The 17,978-nt window shown below is 53.9% G+C and carries 13 protein-coding genes and 3 pseudogenes; 7 read left to right on the plus strand and 9 right to left on the minus strand.

Annotation, left to right across the window (positions count from 1 at the left end; translation table 11 throughout):
* Positions 1–45 precede the first annotated feature (45 nt).
* Positions 46–1,242, plus strand: coding sequence for a sulfate adenylyltransferase (gene sat / locus RHJ31_RS01910; protein ID WP_302677162.1), 1,197 nt, complete (start codon positions 46–48; stop codon positions 1,240–1,242).
* 756 nt (positions 1,243–1,998) lie between these two features.
* Here sat and RHJ31_RS01915 read toward each other — a convergent pair.
* A complete protein-coding gene (locus tag RHJ31_RS01915; RefSeq protein ID WP_181495457.1) occupies positions 1,999–2,142 on the minus strand; it encodes a hypothetical protein in 144 nt (47 codons plus the stop codon).
* 349 nt (positions 2,143–2,491) lie between these two features.
* On the opposite strand from RHJ31_RS01915, the gene RHJ31_RS01920 reads away from it, so the two are divergent.
* The 3 genes from RHJ31_RS01920 (at position 2,492) to rlmB (ending at position 6,357) form a co-directional block, all read left to right on the plus strand.
* On the plus strand, positions 2,492–4,051 hold the full coding sequence (locus RHJ31_RS01920; RefSeq protein ID WP_302677163.1) for a glycoside hydrolase family 3 N-terminal domain-containing protein: 1,560 nt from the start codon (positions 2,492–2,494) through the stop codon (positions 4,049–4,051).
* An 85-nt stretch (positions 4,052–4,136) separates the two neighbouring features.
* Positions 4,137–5,447 carry an META domain-containing protein gene (locus RHJ31_RS01925; RefSeq protein WP_302677164.1) on the plus strand — a complete coding sequence of 437 codons (1,311 nt, stop codon included), beginning with the start codon at positions 4,137–4,139 and terminating at the stop codon, positions 5,445–5,447.
* A 28-nt stretch (positions 5,448–5,475) separates the two neighbouring features.
* The gene (rlmB, locus tag RHJ31_RS01930) at positions 5,476–6,357 is read left to right on the plus strand and encodes a 23S rRNA (guanosine(2251)-2'-O)-methyltransferase RlmB (protein WP_302677165.1); all 882 of its coding nucleotides are present in this window, start codon (positions 5,476–5,478) and stop codon (positions 6,355–6,357) included.
* Here rlmB and RHJ31_RS01935 read toward each other — a convergent pair.
* The gene (locus RHJ31_RS01935; RefSeq protein WP_302677166.1) at positions 6,354–7,562 is read right to left on the minus strand and encodes a 4-hydroxy-3-methylbut-2-enyl diphosphate reductase; all 1,209 of its coding nucleotides are present in this window, start codon (positions 7,560–7,562) and stop codon (positions 6,354–6,356) included. The two genes, rlmB and RHJ31_RS01935, sit on opposite strands and share 4 nt — an antisense overlap.
* A gap of 42 nt (positions 7,563–7,604) precedes the next feature.
* Entirely contained in the window at positions 7,605–8,792 is a 1,188-nt protein-coding gene (locus RHJ31_RS01940; RefSeq protein WP_302677167.1) for a 1-deoxy-D-xylulose-5-phosphate reductoisomerase, read from the minus strand.
* A 116-nt stretch (positions 8,793–8,908) separates the two neighbouring features.
* On the opposite strand from RHJ31_RS01940, the gene RHJ31_RS01945 reads away from it, so the two are divergent.
* Complete coding sequence (locus RHJ31_RS01945; RefSeq protein WP_302677168.1) at positions 8,909–10,087, plus strand: DNA double-strand break repair nuclease NurA; 1,179 nt, start codon at positions 8,909–8,911, stop codon at positions 10,085–10,087.
* Positions 10,088–10,089: 2 nt separating this feature from the next.
* On the opposite strand, the gene RHJ31_RS01950 is transcribed toward RHJ31_RS01945, so the two are convergent.
* The gene (locus RHJ31_RS01950) at positions 10,090–11,580 is read right to left on the minus strand and encodes a hypothetical protein (RefSeq protein WP_302677169.1); all 1,491 of its coding nucleotides are present in this window, start codon (positions 11,578–11,580) and stop codon (positions 10,090–10,092) included.
* A 117-nt stretch (positions 11,581–11,697) separates the two neighbouring features.
* On the opposite strand from RHJ31_RS01950, the gene RHJ31_RS01955 reads away from it, so the two are divergent.
* Positions 11,698–12,399, plus strand: coding sequence for a YggS family pyridoxal phosphate-dependent enzyme (locus RHJ31_RS01955; protein WP_206200846.1), 702 nt, complete (start codon positions 11,698–11,700; stop codon positions 12,397–12,399).
* Positions 12,400–12,482: 83 nt separating this feature from the next.
* Positions 12,483–12,587: pseudogene (locus RHJ31_RS01960) on the plus strand (IS630 family transposase); the annotation flags it as partial.
* A gap of 23 nt (positions 12,588–12,610) precedes the next feature.
* Here RHJ31_RS01960 and RHJ31_RS01965 read toward each other — a convergent pair.
* The 5 genes and pseudogenes from RHJ31_RS01965 to RHJ31_RS01985 form a co-directional block, all read right to left on the minus strand.
* Positions 12,611–12,991 (minus strand): GxxExxY protein, encoded by a 381-nt coding sequence (locus tag RHJ31_RS01965; protein WP_302677170.1) that lies wholly within the window; start codon positions 12,989–12,991, stop codon positions 12,611–12,613.
* Positions 12,988–13,929, minus strand: a complete 942-nt coding sequence (locus RHJ31_RS01970; protein ID WP_302677780.1) for a GDP-L-fucose synthase — start codon at positions 13,927–13,929, stop codon at positions 12,988–12,990. Before RHJ31_RS01970 ends, RHJ31_RS01965 begins: the two co-directional genes overlap by 4 nt.
* 2 nt (positions 13,930–13,931) lie before the next feature.
* A pseudogene (locus tag RHJ31_RS13205) lies at positions 13,932–14,441 on the minus strand (GDP-mannose 4,6-dehydratase); the annotation flags it as partial.
* A 1,032-nt stretch (positions 14,442–15,473) separates the two neighbouring features.
* A pseudogene (locus tag RHJ31_RS01980) lies at positions 15,474–16,049 on the minus strand (GDP-mannose 4,6-dehydratase); the annotation flags it as partial.
* Positions 16,050–16,052: 3 nt separating this feature from the next.
* Positions 16,053–17,810 (minus strand): TolC family protein, encoded by a 1,758-nt coding sequence (locus RHJ31_RS01985; protein ID WP_302677171.1) that lies wholly within the window; start codon positions 17,808–17,810, stop codon positions 16,053–16,055.
* Between the last annotated feature and the right edge of the window lie 168 nt (positions 17,811–17,978).

The raw sequence follows: 17,978 nt of genomic DNA on the forward strand, positions 1-17,978 counted from the left end.
GAAGTTTTGCAACAGGTTCATCCAACCCCAAAAAGGAGTTCCACATTGAGTCCATCACCGACAGTACAGACAAAGGATGCGATCGCCCCCCACGGCGGTATCCTCGTCAATCGGATTCTCTCCCCCGAACAAAAACAGGCGTGGCTCGCCCGTGCCGATCAATTGCCCCGCATTACCCTTGATGAGCGCGCTGTCTCCGATTTAGAACTCATCGCCATTGGTGGCTTTAGTCCTCTGACGGGGTTTATGGGACAGGCCGACTACGAGCGGGTCGTTGAAGAAATGTATCTTGCCAATGGTTTGCCTTGGTCAATTCCCATTACCCTCTCCGTCAGTGCGGAGGTGGCTGCTCGCCTAGAAATTGGCCAAACCATTCGCCTCGATAACGCAGCGGGTCAGTTTTTGGGTATTCTCGAACTCACCGAAAAATATACCTATGACAAACGCCGTGAGGCGCGCTGTGTCTATCGCACTGAAGATGACAAACACCCCGGTGTCAAGGTGGTCTATGAACAGGGAGAAGTCAACCTTGCAGGCCCGATTTGGCTCCTAGAGCGGCATCCCCATCCCCAATTTCCCAACTACTGCATTGATCCGGTGGATTCCCGTGCCCTCTTCCGTGAAAAAGGTTGGCGCACCATTGTGGGGTTCCAGACCCGCAATCCGATCCACCGCGCCCATGAATATATCCAAAAATGTGCCCTTGAAATCGTCGATGGTCTCTTTTTGCATCCCCTCGTAGGTGCCACCAAGGAGGATGACATTCCCGCCGATGTGCGGATGCGCTGCTATGAAATCATGCTCGAGCACTACTTCCCCAAAGATCGGGTGATTCTGGCCATTAATCCGGCAGCGATGCGCTATGCAGGGCCACGGGAAGCCATTTTCCATGCCCTCGTCCGTAAGAACTACGGCTGTACCCATTTCATTGTTGGTCGCGATCACGCGGGTGTGGGGGACTACTACGGCACCTACGATGCCCAACATATCTTTGATGAATTTGATCCAGCAGCCTTAGGCATTATTCCCTTGAAATTTGAGCATGCCTTCTACTGCACCCGCACCCAGTCTATGGCCACCAGTAAAACCAGTCCCAGCAAACCCGAAGAGCGCATTCACCTCTCAGGGACAAAGGTACGGGAAATGCTGCGCCGGGGCGAATTGCCACCTCCAGAGTTTTCGCGTCCAGAAGTAGCAGCAGAACTGGCACGCGCCATGCGACAACCGCAACTCACGCCATAGCCTAAACATAAAACGAGGGGGTCAAGCTGATGGCAGCAAGACCCCTAACGAAGTTAGCAATGACGAAGTAACTCAACAACTAACGTGGACAAAACGTGGTTTTAGCTGGCGATCAAAACCCCCACTAGGCGATCTCAACCGATCAAGCTTGGAGCATGGACACTAGGTAATGGATTGCTGTCAACGTTGACGACCTTGGATACTAGGAGGTTACCTAGCTTTGCCTTAACTCCCATGGACGACAGGATGGGGACTTCGGCAGTAACCACACAAACGATAAGGCTGGATAAAGCGAGAGGACAACTATACAACGGTGAAGCTCAAAGGATTGGTTTTGATATTACTCGCAAGACAGGAGTGAGATTTATCTTGGAGTAACTTTGCTTTATCCCGAACTCAAGGACTGGGAGGCACAAGCCTTAAGTTCACTCTTATCGTTAACCTTTCTTTCTGTGCCTACTTTTAAGTTAGCATAGGCCTTTGGGAATGCTCAAATGTTAACGGGAAATTCAATATCTGAAATATTCCTTAACTGATTCTGAAATATGCCGTTAGATTCAGTGGTTGCAACCTTTTGGTGGTACCCTTAGCGCTGAGCGTTATTTCTAGGTTTTAACAGTTTGGGCGATCGCCCCAAGCTCATAAAAAACTGCACCAGCCCCATGATTGCCGCTATAGCGGAGCTGATGCGGAAGGAATACCAGTTATTTTTACCTGTAAAGTCTCTACAGGGATTCTGCTTGCGGAAGACAGTAACTAACTCTTACGGGAGGGTGTTCCCGTGAAGGGCTGTGCTCCTGTGGAAGGATAGTGATCATTGCGAGGGGTGAAGATGCGCCCAAATGCCTCCATCAAAAAGACCATCATACTTTGCAGTTTCTCACGTAGTGCTTTTAACATAGGTCAACTCCTAAAGAAAGCGATTTAGGCTTCAGCCTTTGGCTTAATGATTGAACACCGCAGGAAAAACTTGAAACTTGCTCTACCAGAGCAACGGAATCGGACTTTGCCTCAAGATCATTAGGTACAGCCCTTTTCACATGAATGGAACACACTCAAAACAAGTAAGGCTCCTATAGAGGAGGTTCATTTCCCCTTCTGCAGCCCGTACTTAGAAAAGGGCTGTAAAGGCTGTACTTTTAGTATAAAAAATCAGACCAGTGACCTGAGGGAGTTTGAGACAATTTTTTATATGCTGAATAAGAAAGTTATTCATTTGTGAAATTTTGCTCTGAATGAGATCACACCCATGACATTTATTCCCCCTCTTTCTGATCTTTCACTGCGGGCACAGGTGGCGCAGATGGTGGTTGTACGAGCCAGTGGCTACCTCTACGACAGCCAGATTCAGTATCCCGCTTGGGAGCCGCCCCAAAACACCTTAAAACACTGGATTAAAGACTGGGGAGTTGGTGGGGTGATTCTCTTGGGGGGCAGTGCCGTCGAAGTGGCAGAACGCTGTCGGCAACTCCAATCTTGGGCCACGATTCCACTATTACTAGCAGCGGATATTGAGGAGGGGGTTGGTCAACGCTTCAGTGGTGCCACACAATTTCCCCCGCCAGCAGCTTTAGGCGCCATTGCCCAAAAGAACCGAAAACGGGCGGTTGACCTTGCAAAGGAAATGGGAGCTTACACCGCAGCCGAAGCTTTAGCCATTGGCTTGAATTGGGTTCTCGCCCCGGTGGTGGACGTGAATAATAATCCCGCAAACCCAGTGATTAATGTGCGCGCCTTTGGCGAGGAGCCAGACATTGTGAGTGCCCTTGCAACCGCGTTTATTCAAGGGGCACGGGCCTATCCAGTGCTCACAACGGCAAAGCACTTTCCCGGCCATGGGGATACAGCCACGGATTCGCATTTGGAACTGCCCGTGATTCCCCACGATCGCGATCGCCTGCAAGCCATTGAATGGCCGCCCTTTGTTGCTGCCATTGCCGCCGGGGTGGATACCGTCATGAGTGCCCATGTCCACCTACCCACCTTGGATGCCGAGCGACCCGCCACCCTGTCTCCTCCGATTCTCACGGGAATCCTGCGCCAAGAGATGGGGTTTAAGGGTCTAATTGTGACCGATGCCCTAGTCATGGGGGCGATCGCCAACACCTACGGTACCGCCGAAGCTGCCGTCAAAGCCGTAGAAGCAGGTGCCGATATTCTGCTCATGCCCTTGGATCCGCCGGCAGCCATTGAAGCGGTGGTTGCCGCCGTTGAGTCAGGGCGGATTCCTCCTGAGCGCATTCAGGCCGCTGTAGCCCGCATTCAAGCTGCGAAGGCTCGCCTTCAGCCTCTAGCATTACAGTTGGACTATTTCCAAACGACACCAGCCGTTGAGGTGGCCACCACCATTGCCCAAGAAAGTCTGGAACGTGGCGGCTCAGCCTTGCAACCTGTGCCCTTAGGGGTGAATTGTCTGATCGTGGATGATACTCTGCACGCTAGCTTTTTGAACCGTACCTGTCCCGCATTGACACTGCCCCCCACTTGGGGCTTTGACCAACGGGTGGTGATTGATCAGCAAACGCCCCTCACCCTGATTGAGGGCTTCCCCAAGGCACCGACCTTAGTGCAGGTGTTTAGTCGTGGCAATCCCTTCCGCGGCAAAGCGGGTTTAAGTGCGCCAGCGATCGCCACCCTCGAACGACTGCAAGCCCAAAATCAACTGGCGGGTCTGGTGGTCTATGGCAGTCCCTACGCCTACCGCGAAATTGCCCAGCATCTGCACTCCGATGTGCCCCGCGTTTTTAGCTATGGGCACTACAGCATCGCCCAAGGTCTGACCCTAGCGTCCTTGCTAAAGGTTTCTTGATCTTTTGCGAGGGAATCGATAGGGAACCCCTATACTCTCTGTACGTCCCTAGAGATACCCCCATAGAGCTTGGTCTTTCATCACCATGATTCAGTTTCCCACTGCGGTTGGCTTGGCAACGCTCTACACAGTCACCACAACGCTGGCGATCGCCCCCATGAGTTTCGCCGCCCCCCAGTCTTGGCTCGATCAACCGCCGCGCAACTGGAATCCCAACCTTCCTATCCTAGAGATTCCCCCACGGGGCAATCCTGATCCCAGTGAGTTGAACCGCTGTCGCAGCACCCTACGTTCTCCCCAATCCATGGCCGATCGCCTGATCCAACAGCGAGGCTGGTATCTCGTGGGCACCCCCATTCGCCATCAGAATGTGGAAATTATTCTTGGCAATAGTCGCTTTGATGGCATGTGTCGCCCGATGGGGTATCAGGCCTTTGTTTTTTCCGGAGGACGTTACTTGGGAACGCTATCGCCGAATCTCATGGATTCCCGCGCTGATGGCTCATTCCTAGGCGAGGTCAAGTTCCAAAACGATGGCACCTTCACCGCAGCCTTTGCCCGCTACACGCCCAATGATCCCCTCTGTTGCCCCAGTCGCATCAGTACTGTCACCTATCGCCTCGAAGGGGGACTCCTACCCCTGCCGCGCTTGGTGCCTGTGGCGATTTCCACACAAGCAACAGCAAATAACCCTCCCTCCCAACCCCCAGAACTGAGCCTCAGCGGTCAACGCTGGCGTCTCAGACGCATTGGCAATCAAGCCGTGCCAGTGGATACCGCCTTTATTGAGTTTGATAGTGCTAACCGCCGTGCCAATGGTTTTACGGGCTGTAATAGCTTTAATGGTGGCTACACCGCCAACGGCCCGCGGCTGCTTTTTGCCCCCTTAGCCACCACCCAACGCCTCTGCGGCCAAGAACCCCTTCAGAGTGTGGAAACCCAGATGCTACAGGGGCTAAGTCGCACCAATCGCTACCGCGTTCAAGGAAATACGCTGCAACTCTTTGAGGGCAATCGCCTGCTATTAACCTTTGAAGCGGGTGCGACGGAAAGTCCCCTCAGTGGCCGCTGGCAACTGCAGCGCCTAGCCAATATGCCGATGCCACCGCGCAATCCCATGAATACGGCGTTTATTGAGTTTGATAGCAATGCCCAGCGAGCAACGGGCTTTAGTGGCTGCAATAACTTTAACGGTGGTTACAGCGTCAATGGCCAGCAATTGCGGTTTTCGGCAGTGGCGACAACGCGGCGCGCCTGTATTGGTCAACGGGCACAAAGGATGGAGATGTCGTTTTTACAGACCCTTGAGCAAACGAACCGCTACCGCATTGAGGGAAATACATTGACGTTCTATGATGGCGATCGCCCCCTTGCGATGTTTCAGCGAACACCCTAGGGAAGATCTGCAATCTTAGTGACTTTTCATGACCGAGAAACCTCGTCCCCGCAAAAAAAACCGACCGACCGCGACCCGCCCTCCTCGCCCCCAGCGACGCACCCCAGCTCAACCAATTCGGAAAGCACCCCCAACTGCCGAGGATGTCCCCGAACTCCTCTATGGTCGCCATGCCGTGCTCTCAGCCCTTGAAAGTGGCCGTCCCTGCAACCGTATTTGGGTGATTCCCTCGCTGCGCTATGATCCACGCTTTCACCAACGCTTGAATGAAGCTAAACAGCAAGGAGCGATCATTGATACCGTGACCCCCGAACGCCTCGATCAACTGTGCCAAGGGGGGCGCCATCAGGGGATCGCCCTTCAGGTGGCTGCCTATCACTACTGGTCTCTTGAGGATCTCTTGGCCAAGGCCGCAACCGTGAATCAACCCGTTCTTCTAGCGGCAGATGGCATTATGGATCCGCAAAATCTCGGTGCCATGATCCGCACCGCAGAAGCCCTAGGCATGCAAGGGGTGATTATTCCTCAACGGCGAGCCGTGGGCATTACTGCAACAGTGGCCAAAGCCGCTGCAGGGGCGCTGGAGTATTTACCGGTGGCACGGGTGATTAACCTCAATCAAGCCCTTGAAACCCTGAAGGCGGCGGGCTATTGGATCTATGGCCTCTCGGAACGTGGCGCGGTGCCCCTACCGAAAATTACCTTCGATCGCCCCACCGTCTTTGTCGTTGGCAGTGAAGGGGAAGGGATTAGCCTGCAAACGCAAAAGCACTGCGATGAAATTGTCGCCATCCCCTTGGCGGGGCGCACCAATAGCCTCAATGCCTCAGTGGCGGTGGGCATTGCCCTCTACGAGATCAGTTGTCAGCGATCGCCCGCTTGGGATTTGACCCAAGCATCAGAGGCCTAGGAAACCGCTACCACAGACCGCAGGGCAAAAATTTTATTGAGAACCGCCTCGACCACCTTATCGGGAGTGGAGGCACCGGACGTAATGCCAATGGTGATTGGGCGATCGGGCAGCCAGTTCTCGATAACAGTGAGAGCGTGATGCAGCGGTTTGTGTTCAATGCGATTCCCCGGCCCAATGCGATCGGCAGAATCAATGTGGTAGGAAGGAATCCCATGTTCAATGGCAATTTCTTGAAGGTGGGTGGTATTCGAGGAGTTGTAGCCACCGATCACCACCATCAGATCTAAGGGTTCCTTGACCAAGTTCAGCATCGCATCTTGGCGTTCTTGGGTGGCATCGCAGATGGTGTTGAAGCTCATAAAGTGCTCATTGAGGCGATCGGGACCGTACTTTTGGATCATCGTGCGTTCAAACAATTTACCGATTTGCTCTGTTTCCCCCTTGAGCATCGTTGTTTGATTGGCAATGCCGACCCGCACCAGATCGCGATCGGGGTCAAAGCCCGCAGAACAGGCCTTGGCAAACTTGGCCATGAAGGCCTCGCGATCGCCCCCTTTGAGGATGTAATCGCAGACATAGCGGGCTTCTTCGAGGTTGAGCACAATCAAATAGGTGCCCGCAAAGGAACTGGTGGCGATCGTTTCTTCGTGGTTGTACTTACCGTGAATGATCGAGGTGAAATTGACCTTTTTGTGCTTTTCAACACTGTGCCACACCTTCGACACCCACGGGCAAGTGGTATCGACAATCGTGCAGCCCCGCTCATTCAGCAGTTGCATTTCTTGGACACTGGCACCAAAAGCGGGCAAAATCACCACATCCCCTTGGCGCACCTCACTAAAGTCCTTTGCCCCATTGACCACCGGAATAAATTCCACGGCCATTTGCCGCAGGCGCTCATTCACCGAGGGATTGTGGATAATTTCATTCGTGATCCAGATGCGCTCGGTGGGAAAGTGGGTGCGGGTTTCATAGGCCAAGGCAACGGCACGTTCTACCCCCCAACAAAAGCCAAAGGCCTCCGCCAAGCGAATCGTTACATCCCCCTGTTGCCAGCGATAGCCATTGGCGCGGATTTGTTGAATCAGCGAACTTTGATACTCCCCTTGCAGCTGCTGGTTTACTTCCTCACCGTGACCAAAGCCTTTGCGGTGGTAGTTTTCGGAACTGTGTAGCGATCGCTTGAATGCGCGGGTATCCATTGGTTTTCCTCTGAAGCAATCTGTATGGTATTTTGACACACTCTATAGCGCAATCATGGGGCGAACTCCCCGTTGTGCCAACTCCTGTACCGTTTCTCGCGCCCAGCGATCGGCGGCCAAAATGTCCTCTAGGGTAGGCTTGTTAATGTTTTGGGCAGAGTAGCGATCGCAGGTCATCTCAATCAGGCGGGGAATCTCAAGGAACGAAATCGCCTCGGCAATAAAGAGCGCCACCGCCTGTTCATTGGCAGCATTCAGGACTGCCGGCATGGCTCCCCCAGCGCGACCCGCCGCATAGGCCAGCCCCATACAGGGATACTTTTGGTGATCCGGCGATCGAAAGGTTAAATCCCCCGCCTTCACCAGATCCAGTGCCGACCAATTCGTGGGAATTCGCTCTGGCCACGAGAGGGCATACAACAGCGGCAACCGCATATCTGGCCAGCCCAACTGCGCCAGCACGGAGGTATCCTGCAACTCAATCAGCGAGTGGATAATGCTTTGGGGATGGATCACAATCTCGATATTGTCGTAGTCCATGCCAAAGAGGTAGTGGGCTTCAATCACCTCTAGGCCTTTATTCATCAGGGTTGCCGAGTCCACAGTAATTTTGGGTCCCATTGACCAGTTGGGGTGTTTGAGGGCATCGGCCACCGTCACTTGCGAGAGTTTTTCCACCGGCCAATCACGAAAAGCGCCTCCGGAAGCAGTGAGAATAATTTTCCGCAGTCCTCCCTCGGGCACCCCCTGCAAACACTGAAAAATCGCCGAGTGCTCAGAATCAGCGGGCAAGAGCTTGACACCGTACTCCTGAAGCAGCGGCAAAACCACGGGCGCACCGGCAATCAGCGTTTCCTTATTGGCCAAGGCAATATCTTTACCCGCTTTAATGGCGGCGATCGTCGGCACCAGACCGGCACAACCAACAATGCCGGTGACCACAACATCGGCATCCCCATAGGCCGCTACCGTCGCAATACCGGATTCCCCCGCCACCAGTTGCGGTTTTTGGGGCAGATCGGCCAGTGCCGCCTCTAACTCTGGTAGTTGCTTGGCATCGGCAATACTGACAATCTCCGGCTGAAATTGGCGAATTTGCGGAATCAGTCGCTCCAAGTTACGACCCGCCGCAAGGCCAACGACACGAAAGCGATCGGGATATTGGGCAACAATGTCAAGGGTTTGGGTACCAATGGAGCCAGTGGAGCCAAGGAGAGTGAGTGCCTTCACAGTTTTTGGGGAGGGTCAGTGGACACCTTAATATCTACCGCAGGAGGGGACACAAGGCAAACCCATACCTATTCCGTTGAGAATAGCAAGAGGCGTTTCTCTAATCTTTCCCAGTCATGGTGTTACCCCTTTCCCAATTGGTGCAGCAACTAAATCATAAAAAGGCCGAATTTCTCAGCTATGACACCGCCTTGGCTCAGGTGCGACAGGCCTATCAACAGGCTCTCAAGACATGGCAGCAGCAAACCATTCCCGACATCACCGCTGCCATTGATCCGCAGATCCCAGATTGGGGGGCACGTCCTATTGAACCATGGCATCAGGGGTGGCGCATTCCCTTGGGGGTACAGTGGCCCCATCGTCAGGCGGCGCGGGAGTGGGCAATGACTCAACTCATGGATGTCACCACTGTGGCGGTGGATGGTTCCCAGATTGTGCCCAGTGAAGAGCTATTTTTGCCCGTGGGTGTGGTACAGGCGGGGTGGTTTCTCAATCCCCATCGGCGCGATCGCCCCTACGCCAAGGAAATTGTCCTTGAACTAATTACACCAGCGGAACTGCGCCAAGCGGAAGAACAGTTGCGACAGCCGCAAATTTATCGCTTCCACGAACGCTATATCCACCTGCGCCGCTTTGAACTGGAACTAAAAACCCTTCGGGAGCGCATGGCCGAGGTAACCGCACCCGCATTGCTATTGTTTGATGGCTCCTTTGTGGCCACGTTTGCCGAGTCCTATGCCCCCGAGTGGCAGAGGCGATATGTGGCGGCACTGTGCCAAACCCTTGCCGCGAGCCGGCAACACCAGATTCCCTTGGTGGCCTATATTGATAGCTCTCAGGCACGGGATTTGGTGACCCTTTTAGGACATCTGGAGCAGCTGGCGCCGAGTCCCCACCTCTCGGATGCCCAACTGTTGAGCACGGTGTTGACCCAATGGGGCGATCGCTCCCCTGTGTTTATCTGCGATCGCGGCGGCATCCTTGAAAATTACGGTGCTTGGGCCAAGGGCATTGGCTTTTGCTACCTCAAGGCCCATCAAGGCTATCCCGTGCGCCTCGAACTCCCTCTCTGGCTCTACGAAGCGGGCTTACTGGATCAGGTGATTCGCTGGCTCTGCGGGGAGCTGATTACCGGTCAAGGCTATCCCTATGCCCTTGGAGCTGCCGATCAATTGGCCGTTCTCCAAGGGAGCGATCGCCAAGCCTTCCTCAAGCAATTGCAAGTCTGGGCAGAGAGCGTCGGCATGGAACTGCGCTTTAGTCGCAAATGGGTGAGTAAGCAGCAGCGGCGTTAGCTCTATTGGGACGAATTTTGCAGCGCCTTCAGTGCCTGTTCCAATTCCCCTTGCGACCTCGGCATCCAGTCTTTGCCCCGCAATCGCCGCAACATTTCTAGGGCTTCCTCACGGGTTTGACCGGTATTTTGTTGGTGCCGTTGCCAGAAGTCGTCCCACCAGCCGGGGGGTTCCTGCTTGCTGCCTGTGTATTCCGTGGGGCGCCCAGTGTCGCCATCAGTCACGAGGCTGCCGACATCATCGGCATTGCTATAGACCTTGGCAATTTGATCATGGATGTGGCGCATATCCTCGGCAGCAACAACGCCATTATCGGTGGCTTTATAAAATTGCACCGTGACGCGGATGGGGAAGCGGGGATCCCGCTCGATCGGCAGGTTATCAATTTCAGTGAAGGGGCCTTCCACCTTGCCATAACTAATGACTGCCGCCTCGACATTGGAGCGACCAGCGCTAGGTGCTGCCTCCATGAGGGCGGGGGCGGGCATCGAGAAGGAGGGCATAAGCGATCGGGGCCGAGGGGCTTGCTTCAGGGGCACTTGGATCAGCATCACCATATTCATTCCTGCTGCCTCCGCTTGGGCAGAGGTGATCTCGCCACCGCCGCTTCTCACTCCAAAATCACTGGCGCGTTGTCCCACTAGGCTCGCCCGTTCGCCATTCTTATTGAAAAATAATCGCTGTCCCCACGTCCTGCCGGCTTCAAAGGCATCCCGCTTGTTGTCAATAACGGTGGCACTGGTACCTTGGCGCGTGACCAAAATGGCTAAGACGGCTGGGTTCTTTTCATAGCTTTGGTAGTTAAACAGCACAGGGTTAAAGGTGGCTTCCCCTTGGGAGGGAATGGGTAGGAAACAGGCTTGGGCACTGACGAGGACATGGCTATCGCGATCGGCCAAAAGGGAGCGACGATTTCCTGCCCACGATCGCGGGTTGTGGAGATACTTGCGGAAGTTACCAAGAAATTCCTTGAGGTTGACCCGTTGGAGTGGCTTGCCCTTTTCATTGCCCACAAGGATAAAGAAGCGCTCAAGGGGAATATCCGCTGTGCGATCGCTAAAATTGGGAAAGCGAATCACGGGCATCAGACTCAGTTCATAACCCTTGGTGCGTGGGTTGTACTGCTGAATTTGAATCGTCATGTCACTGATATTAGGGCCGACGGCAGAGTTGTGGTAGCGAGCGGTGTCCTCCCATGTGATGTCAAGAATGTTCAAGCCATATTGCTCGGCAAGCCGCCGCGCTTCTGAGTTGTGGATCATGCTGCGGGTGCGCTCAATGACTTGGCGATAGCGATCATAATCAGCCACAGAAACGCGCGGTGGCGGTTCAGGTTTAGAGAGTGGCGAGGGGTTTGATTCAATTCCCCAATTGGGTTGACCTTGGGCAGAGGACATAAAGTTTTCTCCTGGGGAGAGCAACTTCCCCGCTAAAAGGGTACCGAGAGCGAGTAAACCAATGAGGCCAAGGGAGAGTTTGAGGGGCACAGCCATAGTAGCGTTCTGAATCCTACCCTCTAGCCTAGTCAAGGAGACTGAAAATCCTGCCATGGTTTCACTTTTTGCAACAGGGTTTTAGGATCAAAAAGCATCCTTGCCCGCAAATTGCCTGTGTTATCCGCTGCTGAAATTCGCGATCGCGCCACCCACCTCAAATCAACACTTCCCCCCCATGTCCGCCTGATTGCCGTGAGTAAGTTTATGCCAGCGGCCGCGATTCGGGCTGCCTACGAAGCTGGCATTCGGGATTTTGGCGAAAGTCGCGTCCAGGAAGCAGCCAGCAAACGCGCTGAATTGGCTGACCTCACGGATATTACTTGGCATCTCATTGGCCACCTGCAAACCAATAAAGTGCGGCAGGCGCTGCAACTCTTTGACTGGATCCACACCGTTGACCGCTGGAAATTGGCCGAGCGCATCAATGCCATTCTTAGGGAAACCGACACTCCCAGTCCCCACTGTCTATTGCAGGTGAAGCTGCGCCCCGATCCCCAAAAACACGGCTGGGAAAGATCCGAACTGGAAGCAGCCCTGCCCCAACTCGATGCCCTCTCCCATCTGCGCTGCTGTGGCCTAATGACGATTCTGCCCTTGGGGTTGCCTCCCGCAGAACAATTGCAAGTCTTTCAGGAATTGCGGGCTTGGGGCGAGGAACTGCGTACAAAACCGTGGCAGCAGCTGCAGTGGCAGGAGTATTCCATGGGTATGACGCAGGACTATCCCCTTGCGGTACAGGCCGGGGCAACCATGGTGCGCATTGGCACGGCGATTTTTGGCGATCGCCAAGCAACGCTAGAAATTCACCACGAGTAATGCCCTTGGAAGGGGTTGGCTCGGGAATCATCACCGGTGGCGGAAAGAGGGGACTGCCCGGCGACCAAAGTTCAACACTATATTTGAATGTGATTGAGCACGACTTTAGTGCGCTGAAGCGAGCGCGGATGTATGCAGGGTCAAACAGTTCGATTGATGAAGTGATTCGCAAGTATTGTGCTGGATGATGTCTCATTCTTGATTGGAATAGCTATAGGTTCACTTCAATAATTTGCGGCCGATCCCCTGCTGTAGAAGTGGAAAAGTTGACGACAACCCCTACAGGAATTTTGAGGGTTTCCATATACTTCTTGACTTGCTTGACTTCCTTATCGCCAATGTTCTGAACAGCCTTGAGTTCAACGACTACAACCGCTTGGCCATTGTCACGCACAATGAGATCGGGAATGGCCTCCCCCACAAAATAACCGTGAAAGAAAATCGGTACCTTGCGTTGTTCTTCGTACTCAATTTGCCGTTCCCGCAGGGCAACCTCAAAAGCTTTTTGATAGATGGCTTCGCTGAAACCACTGCCTAATTCTTGGAAGATGTCTTGGGCAATCTCCTGAATAAGCTGGATCCAGTGTCTCATAGGGACGTAGCGTGCTGACGGTACCAAGCAATTGTACGTTCTAAGCCTTCTTTGAGGGGAATTTGGGCACGAAACCCAAAGGCCTCTTTTGCCTTAGTGGTATCTAGGCAGCGGCGGGGTTGACCATTGGGCTTATCGGTTTGCCATTCAATCTGGCCTTGAAAGTCCATCAGGTCGCAGATGAGTTCAACTAAATTCTTAATGGTGATTTCTTCACCCGTACCGAGGTTAACCGGATCAGGATGATCGTAGGCTTGGGTGGCCATGACAATCCCACGGGCAGCATCTTCAACATAGAGAAATTCGCGGCTAGGGCTGCCATCCCCCCACACGGGAATCACCCTCTCCCCCTGTTGCTGAGCAATGTAAACTTTGCGAATTAAAGCAGGAATCACATGGGAACTCAGGGGGTCAAAGTTATCCCCCGGCCCATAAAGATTCACGGGCAAGAGATAGATACCATTAAAGCCATACTGCTGCCGATAGGCTTGCAATTGCACGAGAAGGGCTTTTTTAGCAATGCCGTAGGGGGCGTTGGTTTCTTCGGGGTAGCCGTTCCAAAGATCGCTTTCTTTGAAGGGAACAGGGGTAAATTTGGGATAGGCGCAAATCGTCCCCACACAGACAAATTTCTCGACTCCCGCGCGATAGGCACAATCAATGAGTTGTGCCCCCATCATCAGGTTGTCATAAAAAAGTTCAGCGGGCTTGACTTGATTGAGGCCAATTCCCCCCACATGGGCAGCAAGGTGAATGATAATATCTTGGTTTTGAACGACGGCTTGGCAAGCAGAGAGTTGGCGTAGGTCGTAGTCGCGCGATCGCACCACTGTGATTTGCTCAGGCACTGCCCCGGCGTTTTGCAACTGCGCCACCACTTGGCGTCCCAAAAATCCCGCCCCACCGGTGACAAGAATCCTTTTTTTACTGAGATCCATCACTAGTCTGCCTTACTGATAAACTGCCGCTGGGCAATGAGATCCAGCACGGTGTCGGAGGTGGTTTTGGGGGTTGTTCCTTGAATCCCCACGGCATGGAGATCCGCTTCCACCATCAACGCCACCAGTTCCGGAAAGGTAACCGAGGGCTGCCAGCCCAAAACGGTTTTGGCTTTGGTTGGATCCCCCAAGAGTAAATCCACCTCTGTGGGACGCAAATAACGGGGGTCAAATTCCACATAGTCCTGCCAGTTGAGACCGACATGACCAAAGGCGAGTTCTAAAAATTCCCGCACGGAGTGGGTTTCGCCTGTGGCCACCACATAGTCATCGGGTTGCTCCTGTTGCAGCATCAGCCACATGGCACGCACATAGTCCTTGGCGTAGCCCCAATCTCGCTTCGCTTCTAGGTTCCCCAAATACAGCTTGTTTTGCTGGCCAGCCACAATGCGGGCAACGGCACGGGTAATTTTGCGGGTCACGAATGTTTCACCGCGCCGCGGGGAGTTATGGATCCAACCTTGGCCAATACCGGCATGAAAGGTGCCAGAGGTGGTTGCCAAATCGAATACCCATCCTTCATGGGCGATCGCGTGGGCTTTAATGACTTCGTCCTTGGGTTTACAGAGATGCTGTCCCGATTGGGTGGTCTGGGGACTGTTCAAATTCAGCTTGTAGTAGGTGCGATCGCCCCGTTCTTCGAGGCCAAGGGTAATACGCTGCTCCAAGGTGGTGCTCACTAGCCAATAGAGGCCTGCCGCCAATACGGGTGAAGCCGTGCAAAAGCCCTGAAATTCATAGGTACAAGGGGTAGTGCGCAAACCATCCCCAGCGTTAAAGCCCTCAAGAAACGCCAAGCGAGCCGCATGATCAGCGTTGAGAATGCGTTGGGGAATCCGCTTGTGACCCTCACGGGTATAGATTTGGGGGTAGAGGTAGCGGCCATAGTCGCAATTGCCATTGAGATGCAGTTGGGTCACAGGCTGAGCGTTTGGGAAGCTGCTCGCAGCAGTGTACTCACTGGTATAGCCTGCGGCAACTTTTCGCCATGTGGCACTGACCCGCGCCAATAATTCTGGGTCTTGGCTAGCGACTTTCACTTTACCGTCAGGGGTAAGATGCCCCTCTGCAACTAGAATCCCAAGGAGCCAAGCTTCGCTGGGGCTGACATCCACTTGCTCCGTAGGGGGGGGCAGATCAATGAGGGCAAGGCGATCGCCCACCTGAACCTGCTGTGTCTCCTTCGCACAGGGGGTTTCCCTATCGAGGACAAAAACTTGATGATCAGCAGTTGTTTCGTAGAGAGCCGCCCCTGCCATGATCCGATGAACGGTTTTATCGCCGCCATTCCAAGTGGCCGTCATGCAGGTCACACTGGTCCAGCCTTCGGCATCCCAGACCTCAAAGCGATCCTCGGGTGCCAAGTCGGTTGTGTAGCGTTTACCCTGCTTGGGATCACTGCGATGGGGAACAACATCGGCAATGGGCAGAATATCCATCAGTCCCCGCCGCCGCAGAATCACTGGTGTGGTGCCAGTCACACACTCATGGTTAAAGAGAATCCCATTACAGGCAAAAAGATTATAGGCCTCGCGATAATTCACCGTTTGCCAGTGGGCATAGACCTTGGCACAGGCATAGGGACTGCGGGGATAAAAGGGGGTCGTTTCCCGCTGCGGCACTTCCTGCACAAGGCCAAACATCTCCGAGGAACCCGCTTGGTAAAACTTCACCTGTTTGCCCGTGCGCTCTTGGTATTCGCGAATCGCCTCTAGGAGTCGCAGCGTCCCCATGGCCACCGTTTCGACGGTGTATTGCGGCGCATCAAAGCTCACCCGCACATGGGATTGCGCTCCCAAATTGTAAATTTCATCGGGCTGGCTCAGTTCTAAAATGCGCCGTAGGGTACCGCCATCGGTGAGATCGCCATAGTGCAGGCGCAGGGCAGCGCCCTCTTGGTGGGGGTCAACGTAAATGTGGTCAATGCGATCGGTGTTAAAGGTGGAGGTGCGGCGAATAATGCCGTGAACTTCATAGCCCTTTTCAAGCAGGAGTTCACTCAAATAGGAACCATCTTGACCTGTGATACCCGTAATTAATGCCCGCTTGCGATCGCCCATCCTTTATTGCCTTGCGCCTAAACGTGTTTGTTCTGGATAGCCCACAGCCCGCTTTAATGCGGCTAGGGAGCGATTATAGTTCAAAATGGCAGCAAGAAGGTTCCCTTGGGCTTGGGTCAAATTCGTTTCGGCATTGGTGACTTCTTGTTGCGTTCCTACCCCCGCTTGAAAACGCAGCCGAGCGAGGCGCAGCCCTTCAGTGGCTTGGGTAACCGCTGTCCGTGCTGTAGCAATGTTTTTCTCATTGGCTCTGAGATTGGTGTAGGCTGTTTCCACCTCTAGGCGGATGATGTTTTTCTGATTGGCATACTGTTCCTCAGCGGTTGCTGCAAGGGCTTCTTGGCGAGCCGCACTGGCGCGGGCATTGCCGCCATCAAAGAGGGCTAATTGCATTTGCAGTCCTACCCCATAGCCAAAGCGAGGTGCCAGATCATCGGTGATCTTGTCCAGCAGATTGCCACTGGCAAAGAGACTCAGTTGGGGACGGGTAGCCGCCAATACTACCTGACGATTGTTCAGGGCAATCGTGCGCTGTAGCAGCCGCTGCTCTAGCTCAACACGGTTCTGATAAGCAAGGAGAATACTATCCTCAAGGGAAAGTGACCATTCTTCAGCGGGTTCAACGCGGTCAGCGATCGCCACATCCACCGTCTGATTCACATTCAATCGCTGTGCCAACTGTCGCCGAGTGGTGATTTCCAAATGGCGCGCTTGGCTCAAGTTTTGTTGGGCATTGGCAAGGTTCACCTCGGCAGTTAACACATCCAATAGAGTGCCAATCCCGGCTTGCTCAAAGGCTTTAGCATCCCGCAGAGTCACTTGGGCGTTGGTTACCGCCGCTTCAGCAATTTGCACCTGTACCTTGGCCTGTTGTGCCAAGTAATAGTCATTGGTTACCTCAAGGATCAGTTGCTGGCGTTGACGCTGTACCTCTAGTTCACTGAAGCGCACTTGGTTGCGAGCTGCTGCAATGGCCGCCGATCGCCCGCCCCCCGCAAACAACGTATAGTTCATCACTAGGACTGCATTCGATGTTGCCCCACTCGTCGCCCCAAAAAGATTGGTGAAAAAGTTCGTAAAATTGAGTTGATTTACTGGTGCAAGGGTAATGGGAGTGAAGTTGGAGGGGGTAGCCGCCTGACTGGCACTATTTTGCAGTTGTTGCAGTTGCTGTTGCAGCTCAAGGTTTTGCTGATCCGAAAACGCCGTGAGTTGGGGGCCTTGAAATCGCTGTTGTAGTCGTTGCACCTGAGTATTCAAAATACGGCTGGCAGCCAGTTGCTGCGTGAGAAGCTGTTGCTGCGCCTGTTGCTGTTGCTGCTGTTGCAAGGAGAGTTGCTGCTGAAAGTTGAGGGGCAGGTAGGCAGGCTGGCCACCGGGGGAGGTATTTTGGCCAATGCTGGCTTGAAACGCAAGGGTGGGATAAAGCTGTGCTTGCACCTGTCGCAGTTGTGCCCGTGCCTGTTGTAGTTGTAGCTCACTAATCTGGAGGCCAATGTTATTGCGAATCGCCACCTCAATCGCTTGCTCGAGGGTGAGGGGTTGATTGAGATCAATCTTGACCGTCTCAGGAAGCGCCAGTCTATCGGGATTGGGGTTGAGGGGCGTGAGGACATCCAAGGCTGGCGTTTGGGAAGATGCCTGTGCCACTGGAGTCGTGGTGGGTGTGGCTTGAACCGAGCTAGACAGCGTCACGGGGGCGATCGCGAGGAGTCCGGCCATCAGCATTGTCTTGGGATTCAAGGCAAGAGCATTCATCATGAGGACTTAGACGCACAACCTACTCAACTCAGCCCCTAGAGGAATTCGCCTAAGCACCGCTAAAGCTTGCCAGCATCCAGCCATGTGCTTCACTCCCACAACACACCCATTCTGCAAAACTCTAGCATGGATTCTCGATTGCGATCGCCCCCTAGAGCAACAGCCGCA

Source organism: Thermosynechococcus sp. JY1331 (genome assembly GCF_031583475.1).
Classification (GTDB): domain Bacteria; phylum Cyanobacteriota; class Cyanobacteriia; order Thermosynechococcales; family Thermosynechococcaceae; genus Thermosynechococcus.

Bases quoted from the DNA above. Each gene is read 5' to 3' on its own strand.
- RHJ31_RS01985 (WP_302677171.1), bottom strand. From the start codon at position 17,810: ATGATGAATGCTCTTGCCTTGAATCCCAAGACAATGCTGATGGCCGGA.
- RHJ31_RS01935 (WP_302677166.1), bottom strand. From the start codon at position 7,562: ATGGATACCCGCGCATTCAAGCGATCGCTACACAGTTCCGAAAACTAC.
- RHJ31_RS01970 (WP_302677780.1), bottom strand. From the start codon at position 13,929: ATGGATCTCAGTAAAAAAAGGATTCTTGTCACCGGTGGGGCGGGATTT.
- RHJ31_RS01925 (WP_302677164.1), top strand. From the start codon at position 4,137: ATGATTCAGTTTCCCACTGCGGTTGGCTTGGCAACGCTCTACACAGTC.
- RHJ31_RS01915 (WP_181495457.1), bottom strand. From the start codon at position 2,142: ATGTTAAAAGCACTACGTGAGAAACTGCAAAGTATGATGGTCTTTTTG.
- rlmB (WP_302677165.1), top strand. From the start codon at position 5,476: ATGACCGAGAAACCTCGTCCCCGCAAAAAAAACCGACCGACCGCGACC.
- RHJ31_RS01945 (WP_302677168.1), top strand. From the start codon at position 8,909: ATGGTGTTACCCCTTTCCCAATTGGTGCAGCAACTAAATCATAAAAAG.
- RHJ31_RS01950 (WP_302677169.1), bottom strand. From the start codon at position 11,580: ATGGCTGTGCCCCTCAAACTCTCCCTTGGCCTCATTGGTTTACTCGCT.
- RHJ31_RS01965 (WP_302677170.1), bottom strand. From the start codon at position 12,991: ATGAGACACTGGATCCAGCTTATTCAGGAGATTGCCCAAGACATCTTC.
- RHJ31_RS01920 (WP_302677163.1), top strand. From the start codon at position 2,492: ATGACATTTATTCCCCCTCTTTCTGATCTTTCACTGCGGGCACAGGTG.